Source organism: Duganella qianjiadongensis, assembly GCF_009857915.1.
GTDB classification, from domain to species: Bacteria; Pseudomonadota; Gammaproteobacteria; order Burkholderiales; family Burkholderiaceae_D; genus Rugamonas; species Rugamonas qianjiadongensis.
Map to the genome: position 1 here is coordinate 586,765 of NZ_WWCM01000001.1, position 19,999 is coordinate 606,763.

General features: G+C 62.7%; 14 protein-coding genes. 1 reads left to right on the top strand and 13 read right to left on the bottom strand.

All coding sequences use genetic code 11. From position 1 onward, the window contains the following. Window positions 1-14: 14 nt before the first annotated feature. The gene (locus GTP27_RS02695) at window positions 15-5,837 is read right to left on the bottom strand and encodes an alpha-2-macroglobulin family protein (protein WP_161037608.1); all 5,823 of its coding nucleotides are present in this window, start codon (window positions 5,835-5,837) and stop codon (window positions 15-17) included. A gap of 95 nt (window positions 5,838-5,932) precedes the next feature. After that, complete coding sequence (locus GTP27_RS02700) at window positions 5,933-6,847, bottom strand: LysR family transcriptional regulator (protein WP_161037609.1); 915 nt, start codon at window positions 6,845-6,847, stop codon at window positions 5,933-5,935. 140 nt (window positions 6,848-6,987) lie between these two features. On the opposite strand from GTP27_RS02700, the gene GTP27_RS02705 reads away from it, so the two are divergent. Then, entirely contained in the window at window positions 6,988-7,797 is an 810-nt protein-coding gene (locus GTP27_RS02705; protein ID WP_161037610.1) for an SDR family oxidoreductase, read from the top strand. Between the two features lie 67 nt (window positions 7,798-7,864). Here GTP27_RS02705 and rlmD read toward each other — a convergent pair whose 3' ends face one another. From rlmD to zapE, 11 genes are all read right to left on the bottom strand, one after another. Then, complete coding sequence (gene rlmD / locus GTP27_RS02710) at window positions 7,865-9,211, bottom strand: 23S rRNA (uracil(1939)-C(5))-methyltransferase RlmD (RefSeq protein ID WP_161037611.1); 1,347 nt, start codon at window positions 9,209-9,211, stop codon at window positions 7,865-7,867. Between the two features lie 98 nt (window positions 9,212-9,309). Further along, window positions 9,310-10,311 (bottom strand): RNA polymerase sigma factor RpoS, encoded by a 1,002-nt coding sequence (gene rpoS / locus GTP27_RS02715; RefSeq protein ID WP_161037612.1) that lies wholly within the window; start codon window positions 10,309-10,311, stop codon window positions 9,310-9,312. Between the two features lie 9 nt (window positions 10,312-10,320). Further along, a complete protein-coding gene (locus GTP27_RS02720; protein WP_161037613.1) occupies window positions 10,321-11,274 on the bottom strand; it encodes a peptidoglycan DD-metalloendopeptidase family protein in 954 nt (317 codons plus the stop codon). 43 nt (window positions 11,275-11,317) lie between these two features. Next, complete coding sequence (locus tag GTP27_RS02725) at window positions 11,318-12,220, bottom strand: protein-L-isoaspartate(D-aspartate) O-methyltransferase (protein ID WP_161037614.1); 903 nt, start codon at window positions 12,218-12,220, stop codon at window positions 11,318-11,320. Continuing rightward, entirely contained in the window at window positions 12,217-12,954 is a 738-nt protein-coding gene (gene surE, locus GTP27_RS02730) for a 5'/3'-nucleotidase SurE (protein ID WP_161037615.1), read from the bottom strand. The genes GTP27_RS02725 and surE overlap by 4 nt, the downstream gene beginning before the upstream one ends. Before the next feature lie 69 nt (window positions 12,955-13,023). Further along, on the bottom strand, window positions 13,024-14,964 hold the full coding sequence (locus GTP27_RS02735) for a tetratricopeptide repeat protein (RefSeq protein ID WP_161037616.1): 1,941 nt from the start codon (window positions 14,962-14,964) through the stop codon (window positions 13,024-13,026). Window positions 14,965-14,973: 9 nt separating this feature from the next. Further along, the gene (locus GTP27_RS02740; protein WP_161037617.1) at window positions 14,974-15,579 is read right to left on the bottom strand and encodes a toll/interleukin-1 receptor domain-containing protein; all 606 of its coding nucleotides are present in this window, start codon (window positions 15,577-15,579) and stop codon (window positions 14,974-14,976) included. Between the two features lie 136 nt (window positions 15,580-15,715). Next, complete coding sequence (yoaA, locus tag GTP27_RS02745) at window positions 15,716-17,758, bottom strand: DNA repair helicase YoaA (protein ID WP_202416486.1); 2,043 nt, start codon at window positions 17,756-17,758, stop codon at window positions 15,716-15,718. Between the two features lie 34 nt (window positions 17,759-17,792). After that, a complete protein-coding gene (locus tag GTP27_RS02750; RefSeq protein WP_155433481.1) occupies window positions 17,793-17,993 on the bottom strand; it encodes a YdcH family protein in 201 nt (66 codons plus the stop codon). Window positions 17,994-18,141: 148 nt separating this feature from the next. Then, on the bottom strand, window positions 18,142-18,831 hold the full coding sequence (locus GTP27_RS02755) for a hypothetical protein (RefSeq protein ID WP_229633334.1): 690 nt from the start codon (window positions 18,829-18,831) through the stop codon (window positions 18,142-18,144). A gap of 15 nt (window positions 18,832-18,846) precedes the next feature. Beyond that, on the bottom strand, window positions 18,847-19,944 hold the full coding sequence (zapE, locus tag GTP27_RS02760) for a cell division protein ZapE (protein WP_161037618.1): 1,098 nt from the start codon (window positions 19,942-19,944) through the stop codon (window positions 18,847-18,849). Window positions 19,945-19,999 lie beyond the last annotated feature (55 nt).

A 19,999-nucleotide genomic window follows, 5' to 3' on the forward strand; every position in this document is an offset into this window, starting at 1 on the left:
AGATACAGCGCACATCATTTCACCGTCACCGCCACGTTAGGCAGTTCAGCAAACATCTCCGGGTTATACATGGCTTCCACGCGAGTCGCCGGCAGATTGAACTGGCCTGCGTTATTCAGCCTGACCGTGTACTCCACGGTCCATTTCCCTTTCGGTACAAACTGGTAGAACGCCCGATAAGCATCAAAACTGCGCTCCTCGAATGCTGGCCAAACCCAGCCGGTCTGCTTGCTGCTGCCCAGAATCTGGCTGTCCGTGCCCAGACCGGAACCGAGCACGGTAGCACTGGCCGGTACCGGATCATCTACCACCACCCAGGTCATATCGGCCTGCGCTTCCAGCTCCAGCCGTACGCGGTACACATCGCCGCGCGACCAGCTGCCGGCCTGCTTCTGTTCTACCGGCGTGATGGTCTTGCTGATGCGGTAGCCGCTGGAGACAGGCGCCTTGAGCGGCAGCGCAGCCAGCGTCTGCACCGTCACCCACGGCTTGCCCGTGCCCGTGTGATTGAGTTCCAGCTCAGCGGACGAACGTGGCCATGGCAGCAGTACCTTGCCACCCGTGGCATCGCCGCCGTAGGCGATGCTCTTGCTCACCTGCGCCAGAGTAGCACTGCTGCTACCCGTGACTTCAACCCGCTCATGCAGCTGCGAGAAGCGCGCCAGCGCCAGCGTGCCCCAGGTATTGGCCACGGTGGTGTTCCAGCGCCCCTGACGCTGGCGTCCCAGCGCACCGCGTGCCAGCCGGCCGATATCGTCCTTCCAGCCCGGATTGTCGGCCATGGCCAGCAATAGGCGGTTGGCATTGCTATCGGCCGAGGCCATCAGCCACCACCAGTTATCGTTACGCTCGGTCGAGAAGCCCATGGTTGTGCCCTGCAGGTTCAGGCGTGCGCGCAGAATCTGCTCAGCCTGTGCCCAGCGCTGCGCCCGCTGCGGCAGCTTAGGCGAACGCTTCAGGATCAGATACCAGTCGATCACGGCCGAAGTAGGCCACAGATTCGGCTCGACGGTGAACGACTCCAGCATCTCCGCCTGTATCGGTGCGCTGTGCGAAATCGCTTCCAGCGCCGCCAGCTTGCGCATCGCCAGATCCGTGGTGCGCAACGCCGACCAGCGCACGATGCGGCCGGCGACAAACTCGCGCAGCCCCGTCAGCATCCGCTCCTGCAGCTCGGCAGGAATGGCATAGCCAGCCTCGTAGGCTGCCGACAGTACATACGCGGTCAGCATTTCGTCGCCCTGCGTCATGGTCGCAAAATACTTGACCAGACCGTCGCTATCGAGATGCGCCGGCAGGCTGGCCATATTCGCCTGCCACATGGCCTGATCGTGCAAAGTAATGGCGCGCGAAGTCACCTGCTCGAAGCAGCGGTAAGGATACTGGTTCATATAATCGCGCAGCGCTGCCAGTTCGCTACCCAGTCTGGCGCTGAACTGTACCTGCACGCCGCCGCGGCCGGGCAAGGCATCCTCCGGCAAGCGCACCTGCATGCGCTGGCCGCGATCGAGCTGCAGCAGCGTTGCCTGCGTGGTACGCACCGGCACCGCCGGCAGCACGCGCTGGCTGACTTTCAGCCGGTCGCGCGCGGCAGCGCCATCGGCACCGGTGATGCTGGCCGCGATATCCCATGCCAGCGCACTGGCGCCGGCGGGAACCTGATAGTCCCAGCCCACTTCCTGCGCGGCGCCAGCTGCCAGTTCCACCTGCTGTGGCGGCAGCGCCTTGCCGCCCGCATTGGCCGTAACTGCCACCTGTACTGCCGCATCGGTGGTATTGCGCAGGGTGAAGCCGGCGCGCAGACGGTCGCCTTCGCGCACCACAGGCGGCAGGCCCGATAGCAGCATCAGATCCTGCGAACTGCGGATCTCGGTGCGGCCCGTGCCGAACAGATCGGCGTCGGCACTGGCGATGGCAACGATGCGGAACGCTGTTAGTGAGTCATTAATAGGCACCTGCACGCTGGCCTCGCCGTTTGCATCGAGTGCCACGCGCGCCTGCCAGAACAGCAGCGTATCGAACAGCTCGCGCCCGGCGCCTTTGCCGCCGCCACCACCGTGGGGCACGGCCTTGCGGCCAAAATGACGCTTGCCTACCACCTGCATCTGCGCGGTGGCCGTCTGCACCTGCAGATTACGCTGCTGCATCATGGCTTCCAGCAGATCCCAGCTGGTGTTAGGCATCAGCTGCAGCAGGCCCACATCCACCGCCGCCAGCGCCACTTCGGTGCCGGCAGGCAAAGGGGAGCCGTCAGCCCGCGCCACTTTTACCTGCACCTTCGCCTTATCGCGGATGTTGTACACCGCCTTGTCCGCCTTGACCTGCACTTTCAGTTCATGCGCGGCCCAGCCCACCCGCAACGGCGTGATGCCCAGCTTGTAGGCAGGCTTGCCAAGATCGACTAATGCGGTCGGCTGCACGCCGGCCACGCGGCCGCGCACCACCAGCGCCGACACATACACGTTAGGCGCGTAGTGTCCCTTGATCGGCAGCGTGAATACCGGCTCCTTGCCGGACAGCTGGCGCACATAGGTATCGAGCACGCCTTCACGTTCGACGGTAATCAGCGCAGTAGCCTCGCGGAACGGCATACGCAACTGGAAGCTGGCCGTCTGGCCCGGCTCGTAGCGTTTCAGTTCGGGCAGCAGATCGATGCGGTCATTATCGCTGGCGCTGAACCACCAGTCGGCGCCATCCGCCACCCAGGTTTCGCGCTGGGTCACGGAGCGGTGCTGCGCGCTGTCATAAGTAACTGCGCGCAGAATCAGGTTGCCGGAAGCAGGCGCTTTCACTTCGCAGATCAGCAGGCCCTTGCTATCGGTCTGGCCGGTGCAGGCCTGCCCCAGCGCTTTCACCTCGCTCTGGTTTTCATATGCATAGAAGCCGCCGATCAAACGGCGCCGGTGCGCATACTGCAAGCGCTGGAACAGATCCACCGTCACTGGCGCCTGTGCCACCGGCCGCCCCTGCACATCGAGCACGGCCACCGTGAACTTCATGCCGTCCTTGCTCATGACCCAGCCATCGGGCTGGATGCCGATCAGATAGGCCGAGTTCCATAGCGGGATGCGGGTAGTGGCCGACAGGGTCTCGCCGTTGGCGTCCTGATACGACATCTCGGCCAGCAGTTCACGCGGCGTGGTCACGGCGGGCAACTGGTCCAGCGTGATACGGGCGCCACCCTGCTTGTCGAGCGTGAGCTTGCGCGTCTTGAAACCGCTGGCGCCGCCATCGTCGCCCTGCTCGCCTTCGAAGCTCCCTTGGTCCTCGTCGAAAGCTGGCTGGTCGCGCTCCATGCCGCTGCTGACGTCGCCAGCATTGAAACTGAAGTCGGCGTAGTCATCGAAGAATATATATTTGTCCTGCAATACAGTGCGCAACTGTACCGGTACACCGGCCGCTGCACCACCGGACAGATAACTGAGCTGCACATCGAGATCGACGCTGCTGGCCTGCACCGGCGGCACTTTCGGCCCTTGCATCACCGCCTTCATGGTCGGCACGCGGAACTGCTCGACACGGAAGCGCCCCGCTTCGCGCCCGCCCAGCAGCAACTGGTACCAGCCCTGTTTGGCGTCGGCAGGAATCTGCCACTGGCTTTCGGCGCTGCCGTTGGCACTCCATTTGAGCGCCACGCGGTAGCGCTGCTCACTGCCCTCATGCATCAACTGCACGCTATCGGGCTGCGCCTTGCGTTCTTCCGGCGTAAGCTGGCGGCCATAGAGCGAACGCCGCCTGCTGCTCTGGCTATCTGCGGTCACCAGCGCAAAGCCCTGCTCCGTATGGCGGCGCAGGAAGTGCTTCATATGGACAGTCTCGCCTGCGCGCAGCAGGGTGCGGTCAAATACCGTGGTAGCGAGCACATTATCGTCGCGCACATCGCCGGTAGGCAGATTGAAGCGCCAGCCCTCGATACCGCGCGTCCACTCGGACATGGTAAAGGTCAGATCATTGCCGCTACGGGCCGTGATGAAGAAACCGCTGCTGCGCTGGCACGAGCGCTCGGCCAGTTCCGCGCTGATGCTGGCGACGCCATTCTGGTTGGTGCTGCCCTGCCACAGCAGCTTGCCTTCGCAATCGCGCACGCTGACCTGTGCCTGCGCCACGGGACGGGCCTTATCGAGCGTAGTCACCCACACCAGCGAAGAACTGGCGCCGTGCTTGAAGTGGGCCACCATATTGGTCACCAGTGCCGCCGCACTCACATAGGCAGTGGCAGGCGTTTGCGCCAGTCCCGCGCCCAGCTTCGGACTGGCCAGTTCCACTACATAGAAACCCGGCTTGCGTAGCGGGATACCGACCACTTCGAACGCCTGCCGGCCGGCCGGTTTGGGCACACTGAAACGATCTATGCGGCTGGCTTCCGCACCTTTTTTCTGCGCCAGCAAAGGCCGGAACAGTTCGTCGCCATACAGCTCCTGCGGCTCGCTGCCATAGCTGGTCAGCTTGCGCATCCACTGCAGGATCTGCTGGTCCTGCTCTTCCTGCGCCAGTACCGCATCATTGACCCGCAAGCTACTGCCCTGCACCTTTGCTGCAGCAACCGCAAGGCTGGCCTCCACATTGCGCATGGTGACAGGCAGCATACGGTCACCCTGCGCTTCGATAATCCCGAAACGCGCAGGGAATTTGATCAGCGGCGGCTGGGCATCGGTACGCAGCGCAAGCGGGAAGCGCGCGGCATTGAGCAGGCTGCGTCCGGCCTCGTCTTGCAGGCCTGCGGGCAGGTGCAGCGTGAATGCAGCACGTTCAGGGAATGGTCCGGCAAATTCCAGCATGTCGGCCAGTTCGGCCTGGGCCTGCTCTTTCGGCAGCCGGCCCTGGTAGCTCTTGCCCCCCGGTCCGCGCAGACTGATGGCCAGCAGATCGGCCTTGCGTACCGGCGCAGTGAACGACAGCCGCATGGGCAGGAAAGGAATGCAGCCGCCATCTTTCTTGAGCTTGTCGCAACTGAAGCTGGCGCTGAATTCCGGCCGCGTGGCAAACGTGCGTTCCTGATCCTGCTCGCTGTGCATGCCGTTTTCTGCCGCCACGCCGGCGCCCCATACCAGCGCCACCTCGGCTTTGACCGGCAGGCGCTGGCGGCACTGCAGCACTGCCAGCGGCATCTGCTCCATCCGCTTGCTCTTGACTGCCAGTTTTGCGCTCCACACGACACCGCGCGCATGGTAGTAGCTCACCAGATGGCGTTCGACGAAGTTACGGTGCTGGTCCAGTATGCGCTGGCGCTCTTCGCCCGTCAGCACACGCACGCCGATGCGCTCACTGATGCCCTGCGCACGGCACCACGCGTGTTCGCTGATGCTGGCATCGGTGGCGGGCGTATCGAGTCCCAGTATGAATACCTGCTCTTCATCGATATCACGCGCACCTTCCCGCGGCGAGGACATGATGATTTTCGGCCCGCCAGTATTGAAGCTGTAGCTGTGCTCCCCTTGCAGCGGCTGGCCGGCCAGATCGCGTACGCTGTCCTTGAGCGTGAAGCGGCAGCTGATGGCGGCAGGCAGATCACGCTCGAAATCGTAGGCCCAGGTGGCGCCATCGACCCAGCGCCCCTTGCCCGGCATGGGACAGTCGATGCTGAACGGATCATCCAGCCGCAGATCACCGAGCGGCACTATCTGCGCACTGAAATGCGCTCTGGCCTGCCGCACCTGTTTGACGGTGCCCACCGGACTGAAGGAGTTTATCGACGTTGCGGCCACCGCACTGGCCGGATTAATGGCTGGATTAGTGGCCAAATTCGTGGCCGGATTAGTGACCGAACTAGTAGCCAGGGCGGCCAGCGGCAAGCCGCACAGGACGGCCAGACTGGCGAGGCGGGACAGCAGGCGCATGCCAACTCCATAAGCTGTAAGGGAAACAGCTCAGTGTTGCAAACACCAAAGGCAAAGTCAACAACGTTACCGGAAAAACACCAAAATTCAAATACTTAAACTTCGCTTGTCATCTTGTCCCAGTACGGCGGCGTACCAAAGCGCTGGCGCAGCGCTGTCACCAGCTCCTTCAGCTTGCGCGATGCGCGCCGTCCTTCGGGGTGGGCCACGTAGATCAGCTCCTGCGCGGCCTCGTGGCCGATATCGACCTTGACCAGCTGGCCGGCGCGCAGCTCCTCACCCACGATGAAACTGGGCAGCAGCGCCAGCCCCAGTCCGGCCAGCGCGGCATCGCGCATCATGTCGCCATTGTTGACGCGCAGTGCTGCGGGCGGGCGCACAAACACATCCTGCCGCACGTCGGCAAAGCGCCAGTCAGCCACATTGCGGTTGGTGTAGTAGATGGCACGGTGCTGGCGCAAGGCAGCCAGCGAGTCCGGCGTGCCGTGCTGTTCGAGGTAGGCCGGAGCCGCCACCAGCAGCCTGCGGCTCGGTGCCAGCGGCAGCGCCACCAGCCGGCTGTCTTCCACCGTGCCGTGGCGGATGACGGCATCGTAGCCCTCGGCTGCGGCATCGATGCGCCGGTCGTCCAGTTCCAGCGTTAGCACAATATCCGGATGCTGGGCCAGAAACGGATACAGCGCCGGCCCCAGATGCATGCGCCCGAACGTGACAGGCGCCGACAGCCGCATGGGGCCACTCAGGCTGGCGCGCCGCTCGGAGACTTCGGCCACGGCATCCTGCACTTCCCACACGATGCGGTGGGCGCGCTCGAGAAACGCGCTGCCGTCTTCCGTCAGGCTCAGTTTGCGGGTGGTGCGATGAAACAGCGGTGCGCCCAGTTGCTGCTCCAGTTCGGCCAGCCTTTCGCTGACCACCGACTTCGACAGATGCAGGCGGCGCGCGGCAGCGCTGATCGAGCCTGCTTCGGCAATCGCGACAAAGCTGCTGATGCCATCGAGTTTGACCATGGCGACCTCCCGAATCTACGATTGTTCGATTATACCGAACACAAGCTCCTTCTTTTGCTCACTTATCCGGACGAGCTTTCATCCCTACACTGGATTCCGTAGCAGACATCACCCCTTCCCCACTTTCAAGGAGTCGCAAAATGAGCAACGCAGCCCAGCACACTAGCCTTATCCCGACTGCCGGCCACGGCCGCCTGCAGGACAAAGTCGCCCTGATCACGGGCGCCAGTTCCGGCATAGGCCGCGCTACTGCCCTGCTGTTTGCCGCCGAAGGCGCCAAACTGGTGGTAGGCGCCCGCCGCGACGCCGAACTGCAGTTACTGGTCAGCGAGATTACGGCGGCGGGCGGTCAGGCCGTGGCGCTGGCCGGTGACGTGCGTTCGGAAGACTATGCGGCAGCGCTGGTGGCGCTGGCGGTAGAACGCTATGGCCGCCTCGACATCGCCTTCAATAATGCCGGCACCATAGGCGAGAGCGGCGCCACTACCGGTATCTCCGCCGACGGCTGGAACGACACGCTGGCTATCAACCTGAGCGGTGCCTTTTACGGCGCCAAACACCAGATCGCCCAGATGCAGCAGCATGGCGGCGGCTCGGTGATCTTCACCTCTACCTTTGTCGGCCATACCGTTTCCTTCCCCGGCATGGCAGCCTATGCGGCCAGTAAATCCGGCCTGATCGGCCTGACCCAGACGCTGGCAGCCGAATATGGTCCGCAAGGCGTGCGCGTGAATGCCGTGCTGCCGGGTGCAGTCGATACCGATATGTACCGCGACACTAATAACTCGGCGGAATCGCAGGCTTTCATCACCGGCCTGCATGCGCTCAAACGCATCGCCACGCCGCAGGAACTGGCCCGCTCGGTGCTGTATCTGGCCTCCGACGATGCCTCCTTCGTCACCGGTACGGCAGCGCTGGTCGATGGTGGCCTGTCGATCACCCGCACCTGATCGGCAGCCAAAACAAAAACAGCGGAACCAGGTTCCGCTGTCTGTGCTATCGGGCCGGCCGGTTTGCTCAGGCCGGGTTCAGATCGAACACCGCCATCGATTCCACGTGCGAGGTGTGCGGGAACATATTTACCACCCCGGCTTTGCTCAGCGTGTAGCCGGCGTTGACCAGTATGCCGGCGTCGCGCGCCAGCGTGGACGGGCTGCACGACACGTAGACGATACGGCTAGGCAGCAGATCACGCCGGCTCAGGCTTAGCGCCAGCAGCGCTTCGCTCAGGGTCATGGCGCCATCGCGTGGCGGGTCGATCAGCATGCGGTCGAACTTACCCAGCTGGATCAGATGATCGGCCGTGACTTCGAACAGATTGCGCATGTAGAAGGTGGTCTTCCCGGCCAGACCGTTAGCCTTGGCGTTATCGAGCGCACGCTCCGTCAGCGCGCTGCTGCCTTCGATACCCACCACTTCGCGCGCCTGCGTGGCCAGCGGCAGGGTGAAGTTGCCAAGGCCGCAGAACAGATCGGCCACGCGGTCCTGCGGCTGCACTTCCAGCAGGCGCAGGGCTTTCACCACCAGCACGCGGTTGATGTAGTGATTGACCTGAGTAAAATCGACCGGCTTGAACGGCATGCGGATGCCGAATTCCGGCAGCAGATAATGCAGTTGCTTATCCCGCGGGTAGTACGGCGCCGCCGTATCCGGGGCACCAGTCTGCAGCCACAGCTGCACCTGATACTGGTCGGCGAAGGCTTTGAGCTTGACTTCGTCGTCGGCCGTCAGCGGGGCCATGATGCGGAATACCAGCGCCGTCACGTCTTCGCCGATCGCCACTTCGATCTGCGGAATCTGCATGTACAGCGACAGCGAACCGATCAGCGCGCGCAGCGGCAGCAGCAGATCGGAGATATAGCGCGGCAGGATTTCGCAGCTGCTGATATCGGCCACAAACGACGATTTACGCTCGTGGAAGCCGACCAGCACCGTCTCCTTGCGCGCCACATAGCGCACCGACAGACGGGCGCGGTAGCGGTAGCCCCAGGTGGGGCCATACATCGGCCGCATCACCGTGTCCGGTTTGACCTTGCCGATGTGGGCCAGATTATCTTCCAGCACGCGCTGCTTGACGGCCACCTGCGCCCCCGCTTCCAGATGCTGCATCGAGCAGCCGCCGCATACATCGAAGTGCTTGCACTGCGGCTTGACACGCATCGGCGATTCGCGCAGCACCGCTTCCAGTTTGCCCAGATCCAGATTGCGCTTCTTCTTGGTGGTGACGTAGCGTACGCGCTCGCCCGGCAGCGCCCCTTCCACAAACACCACTTTACCGGGAGTTCCATCCTCGTTTTGCAGATGGCCGACGCCACGGGCGTCCATATCGAGCGACTTGATGAGGAGGGTATTTTCTTCTTGCATGACGGTTCAGTAAAAAGGGATAGCAGACGCCGGCCGGCAATACGCCAACCACCACCGGGTCACGAACGGGTCAATATGATAGCAGATGACAGGGGGGACTACAGCAGCGAATCGCGCACCACGCCACGCGCCGCCATGGCGCGCTTGAGCTTGACGAGGGCTTCCTGCTGGATCTGGCGCACCCGCTCGCGCGTCACGCCCATCTCCTCGGCCAGCGTCTCCAGCGTGGCCGGATCATCGTTATCGAGGCCGAAACGGCGCATGATCACCACCCGCTGCTTGTCCGGCAGACGGGTTAGCCAGTCGCGCACCAGCAGCGTCATTTCGTGGTGTTCGGCGCGCGCATCGGGGCTGTCTTCGCTGGCGCCGGGCAGCATGTCCATCAGCGAGGACTGGGGATCGTTGTCGAGCGGCGCATCGAGCGAGGTAGCGTGCTCGGACATGGCGAGAATGTCCTGCACTTCTTCCACCGGACGGCCTACCAGTTCGGCGATATCCTCGGCGGTGGCATCCTTGCCGTCATGCTGGCGCGCTTCCAGATGGTATTTGCCGCGCAAAATCTGGTTCAGTTCACGCACCATATGCACCGGCAGGCGCACGGTACGGGCCTGATTCATGATGGCGCGCTCTATACTCTGGCGTATCCACCACGTGGCGTAAGTCGAGAAACGGAAGCCGCGCTCGGGCTCGAACTTGTCGATGGCGCGCATCAGGCCGATGTTGCCCTCTTCTATCATGTCGAGCAGCACCACGCCGCGATTGATGTAGTGCTTGGCGATCGAGACTACCAGCCGCAAGTTATGCTCGATCATGGTCTGGCGCGCGGCGAAATCGCCGTTCTTGGCCAGCGTGGCGTAATGCACTTCCTGCACGGCCGTCAGCAGCGGCCGCGTACCGATCTGGTTCAGATAGTGCTGGGTGGTGTCGGTGGACAGCTCGGCGGCCAGCACTTTCTTGAGCTCGTCAACACTTTCCAGCACGGCACCGGTAGCCAGTACCTCGCCTTCCGCCGGCTCGATGGCGACATCTTCGTTGCCATCTTCGCGATACTCATCGGGCAGTGCGTCGTCATCCATGGAATCGTGCGAGGTTGGTGTCATGGCTTAGCGCTAACGGTTAGGCAGGAAGCGCGACGGGTCCACGGGTTTGCCCTGCTGCCGGATTTCAAAGTGCAGCTTGACGGTGTCCGTATCGGAGTCGCCCATTTCCGCGATCTGTTGTCCTTTGGTTACGGTGTTGCCTTCCTTGACCACGATGCTGCGGTTGTGGGCATAGGCCGACAGCAGGCTATTACTGTGTTTCACGATCACCAGATTACCATAACCACGGATCCCGCTACCGGCATACATAACTTTTCCCGCGCCGGCGGCGACAACTGGCTGGCCCGCCTTGCCGGCAATGTCGACACCTTTGTTCTTACCCTCATCAAAAGTAGCAATCACTTTGCCCTCGGCTGGCCACATCCAGCTAAGCTTTTCCTCGTCCACAGCCGGCGCCGGAGCCGGTGCCGGCGGCGCAACCGGGGCCGCAGCCGGAACTACCGTCTCGGCGACGGCCGTAGCGGCGGCTGCACTACCCGCCTTGCCGGCAGGTTTGTCTGCCTTGACGCCGTCCGGCCGCTGCATCTCGGCCAGCGCCGCTTCGGAATAGGCTTTCTTGTCGCCGCGCGGCTCGGTCTTGCGCACCACCGGCGCCGGTTTATCGACGGGCGGCGGCATCACGATGGCGCCCGTCTGCACGCCGCTGCCAGCTGGCGCAGAGTCGGGCGGCTGCACGCGCAGCACCTGATCGACCTTGATGTCGTTGGGATTGGACAGATTATTCCAGGTCACCAGATCACGGTAATTCTGGCCGAATTCCAGTGCAATCCGGATCAGGGTATCGCCTTTCTTCACCGTGTACATGCCACGTTCGTCGCGTACCACGGGCGGCGCTTCCGCCACGGCAGGCTTGCTGCTCGAGGCCACATGGCGGTCCACCACCGGAGCCTGATTCGGTACGCTGGTGCAGGCTGTCAGCAGGACGCCGATACCCAATATCAGTGCGCTTGTGTTTTTGGTCATACGTGTTTGCTTCATCAATACTGTGTCGTTTAAATGCGGCCCATCAGATGGTGCCGGCCCGCAGCGGCACAAAATGGCAGTCTTCCAGCGTTTCGCTAGTCCATTCTGCCTTACCGGTACGGGTAATGAGTTCGAGGTGCTGGGCGCGCGCGCCCACCGGTGCGACCAGCCGCCCGCCTATGGCCAGCTGCTCCAGCAGGGCCTGCGGCACTTCCAGACCGGCTGCGGCCAGTATGATGCCATCAAATGGCGCAGCTTGCGGCAGCCCAAGCATACCATCCCCGTAATGCAGCCGCAGATTGGGCACGCGCAGCGGACGCAGATTGACCTTGGCCAGTTCGTGCAGGGGCTTGATGCGTTCGATCGAATACACTTCCTGCGCCACGCAGGCCAGCACAGCCGCCTGATAACCGCAGCCCGTGCCGATTTCCAGCACGCGCTTGAGCTGGCCGCCGTTGCGCATCAGTTCTATCATGCGCGCCACGATATAGGGCTGGGATATGGTCTGATGATGGCCGATCGGCAGCGAAGCATCGATATACGCCTGCGAAGCCAACCCCTCTTCCATGAACATATGGCGCGGCACCGTTTCCAGTGCGGCCAGAACCAGATTATCCTGCACACCCTGCTTGGCCACACGCTGCACCATGGCGCGCCGCACGGCATCCGACACCAGCGGACTCTGGCGCTGCCCCAGCACCGGCTGGGGCGCTGGCTGGCGCGGCTGGGTATGGGTATGCGACTGGGAATGGAATAGCGGCGGCTTGCTGGTGCTGCTAGCGCTGCCGGGACCGGTACTCGTGCGCAGCGGCTGCGGCAGATGGCGTGCCGCATTCTGGGTTGCCGTCTGTGGCCGGACTATGGACGCCGACACCGTGGCCTTCTTGTTCCCCTGATCGACGACCGAGGATAGCGGAAGCGGAAAGCGACGGTTCTTGTCGGTCATGCCAGTGCCTTTGCGAGTACGTCCAGCTGGGTTTTATGCGTGAGGTCGATCTGCAAAGGCGTGATCGAGGTGCGTCCGCTGGCACAGGCATGAAAATCCGTGCCCTCGCCGGCATCCTTGGTCGCCCCCGGCGGACCGATCCAGAAAATTTCCTTGCCGCGCGGATCGTGCGCGCGTATCACCGGCTCGGCCTGATGGCGCCGGCCCAGCCGCGTGGCGAGCGGCGTACGCAATTGCTCGTACGGCAAGTTCGGAATATTCACATTGAGCAGGTAGGGGGCGGGCAGCGCCGCCATGTACTGCACGATGATGTCGCGCGCATGGCGCGCCGCATCATCGATATATTCCCAGCCAAAAGCGCCCTGCGAAAAGGCGATGGCAGGAATGCCGAACAGATAACCTTCCGTGGCCGCAGCCACCGTGCCCGAATACAGGGTGTCGTCCCCCATATTGGGACCGTTATTGATACCGGATACAACCAGATCAGGACGGTAATCGAGCACGCCCGTCAGCGCCACGTGCACGCAGTCGGTGGGTGTGCCGTTAACGAAATAAAAACCGTTGGCAGCCTGCTGCACCGACAGCGGCCGGTCCAGCGAGAGGGAGTTGGATGCACCGGAGCGGTTGCTATCCGGCGCCACCACGACGATATCGGCGATGGGCGTCAGCGCAGCAGCCAGCGCATTGATGCCGGGGGCCAGATAACCGTCGTCGTTACTGATCAGGATTTTCATACGACGATTTTACCTGAAGCAATCGCCGCCCTGCTCGTTCGATGCTGCCCCCGCGCAGATAAATTTGCGTCAGCCGCTCTGGCTGCGGCCTGGCGCCGCGGCAGCGTCGAGCGCCAGCATCTGTTCGGCCGTCAGCTGGACCACCTCCGGTCCTATCGGATGCATGGGCTGCAGCGGCTGCAACAAGGCATCGTCGTAGGCATCGAGCGCACCTTCCTGACGCAGTTCCGGTACCAGATCGGCCTGGCCCGGATGCTGGCCCGCATGGCTGCCCGTCTGTTTGAGCAGGTCAGCCATGGCCGCACGGGCGCGCGCCACCGCCGCATGATGGGGACCATGCTGTTTGATACTAATTTGCAACACGGCATCGAGCAGGCTGTGCGCCACATCCGGCTCGTCGAGTTGCAGCATGGTCCACGCCAGCGCCGTGCGGCTGGCCAGCGTGTCCGCATGTTCGCCGCCAAGGCAGCGTTTACGCTCGGCCAGAATCTGCTCCTGTGCACTACGCGCCGCATCGAATTCGCCTTGCAGGAATAGCTGGCGCGCCCGTTCTGCCTTGCAGGCCAGCGTCAGCCTGTGCAAGCCGCCCAACTGGCGGACATACACAGCCAGCACCTCGTCATAAATCTGCATGGCCTGCTGGGCACGGCCACGGGCTCCCAGCGTAGCTGCCAGCGCCATGCGCGCCGCCAGCGTATCGGGATGTTCGCCCCCGAGCAAGCGGCCATGGGCTTCCGCCACGCATTCCTGCAATATCTGCGCCGCTTCCAGCTGGCCCGACTGAAACTGTACTGCCGCCAGCGCCGCCTTGCTGGCCAGCGTTTCCGCCTGCTCCGTCCCCACCACCTGCTGACGCATCTGGCAGGCCTGTTCGAAGCAGCCTTGCGCCTGCCGCCAGCGCTGCTGCGTGCTGTACTCCAGCCCCAGCTGGTGCTGCAGTTCGGCCTGCGCCAGCAGCAGGCTATGGCCCGTCAGCTGGCCCGGCAGTGCCTGCATACGCCTGAGCGCAAGCACCTCGGCGTGGGATTGCCACGGATAGTAGCCCGGCTCCAGCCATTCCAGCAGGGTGGCGTAGGAACGCACCAGTGTATGGCGGTCACCGTGCGGGGTGGCCTGCGCGGCCAGTTGCTGCGCCTCGTCACGGCTATGCTGGAGCTGGACTTCATCGCAATAGCTGGCTAGCGACAACTGACGCAGGCCATAGCAGTCCGACAGCAGCTGTTCGAGCCGCTGCTGGTAGCCGCCGTGACGCAGCTTGTCGCCATAGCGGCGCTGCGCGCGCAGGCTGGCATCGTCGCCTTCCAGCTGCACGGCAAGTGGATAGACCAGCAGGGGGCGCTGCTCGTCCTCGTGGCTGCAGCGATAGCTGGTGGCGCGCGCCACCATCTCGCAAGCGCCTTCGAGGCTGCCCTTGTCGGGGCCGAACAGCATCACCAGCTTGCGCGGCAGCAGCGTGGTGCACAGGCCCGCAGTTTCCGCCTGCCCGCTGGCAGCATCGACCAGCACATGGCGGAAGTGGCAGGCCATCTGGGCGGCGAAGCAGCGGAACAGCGCGGGGCAGCGCCGGAACAGTCCTTCCCAGTCCAGGGTACGCAAGCGTTCGGAATAGTGCTCGTCGAGCCGGCCAGCCGGCATCAGGTAGAGCTGGCTGGCATCGTCCACGCGCAGCACATATTGTTCCCAGTCCACTGCCGCCAGCACTTCATAGGCCAGCAGGGTGTCGTCGCTGAAGCCGCTAGGCTGGTGCTGGTCCAGCTGCTCGGCGCAGGCGAGGAAGAATTCCAGCACGCCCGGATGGTTGCGCGGCACGCCGAAATACTGGTGCAGTGCCGGCGCCGGCAAATCCCAGTCTATCATCAGGACAGGATTGTAAGCTGCCCGCTGGCGTGCCAGCAGTATCGCCAGATTGGCCAGCGCCGCGCTGCGGCTGCCATCATCGCGGTAGGCATAAAAAGTAATGACTTCGCCGTGATCGCTGAGCGGCGGCAGCAACAGAGGATGGGTTTCCATGGCAAACCTTTAGCGTGGAAAGTTAGGAGGAGGAATCACCCGCCATTCAGGCGGAATATCGGGCAGAACAAATTTGCTGCAATCGTGGCGGGGCGGCATATAGCGCTTCAGACAGTGGTAATGCTCGGCGATGCGCAGCACGATTTTTTCTATTTCGGGCAGAAATTCGGGATTGGATTTGAACGAATTGCTGGCCAGCGTATAGCGCGAAAAATCCACATACATGCCGGGCCGGGTAATCTGCGGCGGCAAGCCGGCCGGGTGGCGCGTCATGATGATGGGGATGATCAGGTGACTGGGCAGGCGGTACCACGCGCTGCGTTCCGCTTCGATGCGCTGCATGGCGGCATATTCGCGCCGCGTATAGCCGTGCGCTTCGTAGCGCGGCGTATAGATCACGATCATGCAGACGCTTTCGCACAGGGCCTGGGCGATGCGCTGATCCAGATCGTCCCCGCCACCGAGCTGGGCGCTATCGACGAAGAGCTCGTCCTCGTTATCGAAATGGGGCTCCAGATAGCAGGCCAGTGCTTCGATCAGATCGCTTTTGAAGCGGCTCATGTACGCGTGATGGCCATGGGCATAACTGATAAAACAGCCGTGTCGGATTGCCATGACATCCTCCGTAACTGCACGCCAAACGGTGCAGCGCAGAGTTCACTCTAGCGCCCAGTTCAGGCGCGAGTTTGTGCCAGCGCAAAGGTGTGCGGGGCGCTCAGAACGGCAGGAATCGATGCAGCGCTGCGCCGCCCTATTCCGCCTCGGCGGGCGGCGCAGGGCGGAAGAAGGCAATCACATCGGCCTGTTCGCGCGTGCGCTTGAAGGCCGGCAGGCTTTGCCAGATGCGTTTGCCATAAGGCTTGGAAATGACACGCGGATCGCACAGCATCAGCACGCCGCGATCGCCGACGTCGCGGATCAGGCGGCCGGCGCCCTGCTTCAGGTTGATGATGGCTTCCGGCAGCGTGTGATGCATGAAACCATTCTTGCCCTGTTTCTCCATCACTTCGATGCGGGCTGCCAGCACGGGATCGTCGGGCGGCGCAAACGGCAGCTTGTCGATAATCACCAGCGACAGCGCATCGCCGCGCACGTCCACGCCTTCCCAGAACGACTGGCTGCCGATCAGCACGCCGTTACCGGCGGCGCGGAACTGGTCCAGCAATTCCGTGCGGCCTTTATCGCCCTGCACGAACAGGGGGAAGTTCAGGCCGCGCCGCTCGAACTCGTCGCGTAGCCGTTCGGCGGCCCGCTTGACGGCGCGCAGCGTGGTGCACAGCAGGAAAGTACGGCCGCCCGCCGCTTCGATCACGGGCAGGGCCAGATCGAGCACGGCATCCGTATAGCCCATGGAATTCGGATCGGGCAAGCCTTGCGGCACATACAGTATGCCCTGCGCACCGTAATCGAACGGGCTGGGCCAGGTTTTGGACGGTTCGCCCGTCAAGCCCATCTGCTCGGAAAAGTGGCTGAAATCGTTTTTCACCGCCAGCGTGGCGGAGGTGAATATCCAGCTACGCGGCACGCCTTCGCGCTGGCCGTTGAAGATAGGCGCAATCGACAGCGGCGTCTTGTGCAGCTGCAGCGAAGAGGCATAGGCTTCCACCCAGAACACGGCTTCCGCGCCCTTCTCCACCCGCGCCTTGGGATCGAATTTCCAGTCGCGCAGCTGCTGCGCCAGCTGCAGGCCGCGCTGGCGGCACTGTTCCAGCGTTTCCGCCCGCTCCGCCTGGGTTTCCAGCACGGCCAGCAGGCCGTCCAGCTCATCCTTGAGGGTTTCCAGCGCGGGGAAAAAGTCGCTCGATGGCGCAATCTGCGGCAGCGACAGGCGCACGATATCCTGCGGGAAGGTCAGGCGCAGATCGCGCGCCGCTTTTTCCACCACCGTCACCGTCTTGCCCCAGTCGGCGCCATCGCGCGCGTGGGCCAGCCCTTCGGCCAGCACGTCGCGGCACAATTCCAGCACTTGCGAGGTGGAGAAGGTATCGCCAAAGAACAGCGTGGCCGTATCGGGCAACTGGTGGGCTTCGTCGAAGATCACGGTGTTGGCCGACGGCAGCAGTTCGGCGATGCCGGAATCCTTCAGCGCCACGTCGGCGAAGAACAGGTGATGATTGACCACCACCACATCGGCCTGCTGCGCCTCCTTGCGCGCCTTCATCACGAAGCAGTCCTGATAATACTGGCACTCGGCGCCCATGCAGTTGTCGCGGGTGGAAGTAACCAGATTCCAGATCAGGGCATTTTCCGGCACCCGCGCCAGTTCCGCCTTGTCGCCGGAATTGGTCATTTTCAGGAAGCGCGAAATTTCGCGCAGATGGCCCACGTCGTCGCGCGACGTCATGCGGCCATTCTGCAGCGTGCGCTCCAGATGGTAGTGGCACAGATAGTTGGAACGGCCTTTGAGCAGCGCCACCGACACCGGTGCCTGCAAAGCCGCCCGCACGGTAGGGATATCGCGCAGGAACAGCTGGTCCTGCAGATTCTTGGTACCGGTGGAAATGATGGTCTTGCCGCCCCACAGCAGCGCCGGCACCAGATAGGCAAAGGTCTTGCCCGTGCCGGTACCGGCCTCGGCGATCAGAGTGGTCTGGCTGTCGATGGCGGCGGCAACGGCCTTGGCCATTTCGGTCTGCGAACGGCGCGGACGAAAATCGCCTACCGCCGGACCCAGCGGTCCACCGGCACCAAACAGGCGTTCAACCTCGGCATCATGTTTTCCGGGGGGTGCTTCGGCGGTCTCGCCAACCACGGCGATCGGGGTCTGGTCGGACGGGGACGGGTGTTGAGTCAAAATATACTAGATAGGCAGCGGTAAGGCTCGCAACTCAGGCAGGAACATCCGGCACCAGTTGCATTTTGAGCAGAGTGATATGGTCTTTCAGTTGCAGCTTGCGCTTTTTGAGACGGCGCAATTGCAATTGATCGTGGTGACCATCGAGCGTCAGCATGTTGATGACAGCATCCAGATCGCGGTGTTCAACGTCGAGTTCTATCAGACGACGCTGGATATCGATTACATCAGCCATAATTCTCGGTCTCTACCCACACAAAAGTTTCACTGCAACAAGGAGTACTACTTTACAACGGTGACACATCACGTAGTTTAATCTACCCGGCGCGCGCAGCCAACTAATGCTGCTCTGCGTCACGTTCCAGCTGCAGTCCACGGCCTGCTTACTGACGCTGGACGGGGTCCGCTTTGCGCTGCGCCGCAGCTTCCCTGGCGGCCTGTTTGGCCTCTTTTTCGGCCTTCTTGCGCGCCACTTCGGCCTGACGGCGCTGCGATTCATCCTGCTTGCGCTCGAAACTGACCACATTTTCGGCCCGCTTGCCCGCATTGGCCGCATCCTGCGCTTCCAGCTTCTTCAGCTTTTCCGCATGGCGCGCTGCGCGGTCCACGGCCGGTCCGGTGACAGCTGGCGGGCGTGGCGTATCGTCCACGACTTTCGGCGCCTTGGGCGCCGTAGCCGCATGCTGGGCTTCTTCTTCGGCATCCTTGCGGGCCCTTACCGCCAGATCGGCATCACGCTTTTCTACCGAATCGGCGCGTTTGAAATGCTCGGCATCGACTTCGGCAGCACGCAGCACGGCCAGTGCCTTGCGCCGTACTTCCTTGGCATCGCTCAGGCAGGTGTTCACAAAAAAACGGCCATAGCAGATACGCTCAGCCTCGGCGAACTGGTCCTGCACCACGGCGCGCTCCTGTTCCACCTGACGCAGTGCTGCATTGGCCTGCTCGACCGACTGCACCTTGGGCCAGCGCGCTGCCGCTTCGGCCGCCTGCACCGGCGCCAGCGTCACTAGCCCCAGCATCAGGCCCAGTGCCAGCAGCCAGCCCGCCTTGAATTTACTCGCAATCACCATACACTTCCTAAAAAACTATGCCAGCGCTGCGGCAGCCGCACGCTGTTCCTTATCCATATATTCCTGCGACTGCATCTCGACGATACGCGAGACGGTACGGTGGAATTCGTTCGCCAGTGTACCGGTGGTGTAGAGCTGTTCCGGTTCCACCTCGGCCGACATCAGCAACTTGACGCCCTGATCGTAGAATACATCGATCAGCCAGGTAAAGCGGCGCGCTTCGGACGACATGGCCGCCGACATCATCGGTATGCCGGACAATATCACGGTATGGAAGCGGCTGGCGATTTCCAGATAATCGTTCTGCGAGCGGGGACCGCCGCACAGGGTATTGAAATCGAACCAGATGGTGGTGCCGGCCCGGCGCAGCGCACGGATTTCGCGCGCTTCGATGCGGATGGTGGGGTCCTCGTCGGCGCTCTCGGCTACGCGGGCAAAGGCAGCACGCAGCGCTTCGTCGGTAGCCGCATTGAGCGGGGTGTAATACGACTCCACCTGCTCCAGCGCGCGGCCCCGGTAATCGATGCCGGCATCGATATTCATCACATCGAGCTTTTCGTACAGCAGCGCGATGGTGGGCAGGATGCGGTCACGGTGCAACCCGTCCGGGTACAGCAGCTGCGGATCGTAGTTGGACGTCATGATGAAGGACACGCCGTTATCGAACAGTGCCTTCAGCAGGTTGTACATGATCATGGCATCGGCCACATCGGAGATGTGGAATTCGTCGAAGCAGATCAGACGGTATTTTTTGGCCACGCGCTTGGCCACTTCGTCGAGCGGATTGGCCAAGCCTTTCAGATCGTCGAGCTGGCGGTGCACGCCGCGCATGAATTCGTGGAAGTGCAAGCGGGTCTTGCGTACCACCGGCACCACCGAATAGAAACTGTCCATCAGGAAGGACTTACCGCGCCCCACCCCGCCCCACATATACACGCCGCGGGGCACATCGGGCCGGTTGATCAGGCGCTTGAAGGTGCTCGAGCGCTGGCCTTTGTAGGCCAGCCACTGATCATAGCACACTTGCAGACGGTCAACGGCGCGGCGCTGGGCAGCATCGGCCTTGAAATTGCGCTGCTCAAGCGCATGCTGGTAAAACTCTTCGACGTTCATGAGGATGGTTTCTGTACTGCGCAAAAGAAAAGGGCGGACCGCAGCCCGCCCGCAG

Excerpts from the sequence above, each read along its gene's own strand:
- GTP27_RS02695 (WP_161037608.1), bottom strand. The coding sequence starts at position 5,837 with ATGCGCCTGCTGTCCCGCCTCGCCAGTCTGGCCGTCCTGTGCGGCTTG.
- GTP27_RS02700 (WP_161037609.1), bottom strand. The coding sequence starts at position 6,847 with ATGGTCAAACTCGATGGCATCAGCAGCTTTGTCGCGATTGCCGAAGCA.
- GTP27_RS02705 (WP_161037610.1), top strand. The coding sequence starts at position 6,988 with ATGAGCAACGCAGCCCAGCACACTAGCCTTATCCCGACTGCCGGCCAC.
- rlmD (WP_161037611.1), bottom strand. The coding sequence starts at position 9,211 with ATGCAAGAAGAAAATACCCTCCTCATCAAGTCGCTCGATATGGACGCC.
- rpoS (WP_161037612.1), bottom strand. The coding sequence starts at position 10,311 with ATGACACCAACCTCGCACGATTCCATGGATGACGACGCACTGCCCGAT.
- GTP27_RS02720 (WP_161037613.1), bottom strand. The coding sequence starts at position 11,274 with ATGACCAAAAACACAAGCGCACTGATATTGGGTATCGGCGTCCTGCTG.
- GTP27_RS02725 (WP_161037614.1), bottom strand. The coding sequence starts at position 12,220 with ATGACCGACAAGAACCGTCGCTTTCCGCTTCCGCTATCCTCGGTCGTC.
- surE (WP_161037615.1), bottom strand. The coding sequence starts at position 12,954 with ATGAAAATCCTGATCAGTAACGACGACGGTTATCTGGCCCCCGGCATC.
- GTP27_RS02735 (WP_161037616.1), bottom strand. The coding sequence starts at position 14,964 with ATGGAAACCCATCCTCTGTTGCTGCCGCCGCTCAGCGATCACGGCGAA.
- GTP27_RS02740 (WP_161037617.1), bottom strand. The coding sequence starts at position 15,579 with ATGGCAATCCGACACGGCTGTTTTATCAGTTATGCCCATGGCCATCAC.
- GTP27_RS02750 (WP_155433481.1), bottom strand. The coding sequence starts at position 17,993 with ATGGCTGATGTAATCGATATCCAGCGTCGTCTGATAGAACTCGACGTT.
- GTP27_RS02755 (WP_229633334.1), bottom strand. The coding sequence starts at position 18,831 with ATGGTGATTGCGAGTAAATTCAAGGCGGGCTGGCTGCTGGCACTGGGC.
- zapE (WP_161037618.1), bottom strand. The coding sequence starts at position 19,944 with ATGAACGTCGAAGAGTTTTACCAGCATGCGCTTGAGCAGCGCAATTTC.